Source organism: Streptomyces sp. URMC 124 (assembly GCF_051386455.1).
Taxonomy (GTDB): Bacteria; Actinomycetota; Actinomycetes; order Streptomycetales; family Streptomycetaceae; genus Streptomyces.
Genome location: NZ_JBPQTS010000567.1, coordinates 1 through 250, shown reverse-complemented (window position 1 = coordinate 250; position 250 = coordinate 1). Strand labels below are relative to the sequence as shown.

At 53.2% G+C, this 250-nt stretch carries 1 protein-coding gene; it reads left to right on the top strand.

The features are described from left to right. Nucleotides 1-233 (top strand): carbohydrate ABC transporter permease (locus ACSNOG_RS33720; protein ID WP_436756472.1); only part of this gene is annotated, 233 nt, incomplete at its 5' end. Between the last annotated feature and the right edge of the window lie 17 nt (nt 234-250).

Below are 250 nucleotides of genomic sequence, written 5' to 3'. Positions count from 1 at the left end.
CCATTATGTCGATTATCGGCTCCTTCCAGGTGTTCGACCAATCCTTCGTCATGACGTCCGGCGGTCCGGCGAAAGCCAGCTATACCCTTGTCTATCACATTTATGAAACGGCCTTTGCGGACTTCACCTTCGGCAAGAGCACGGCGGCGGCGGTCATCCTGTTCTTGATGATTCTGTCCCTGACCCTGTTCCAGATGAAGATGTCGAGGCGCTGGGTTCATTACGAGGATTAATGGACGTAAGAGGAAGG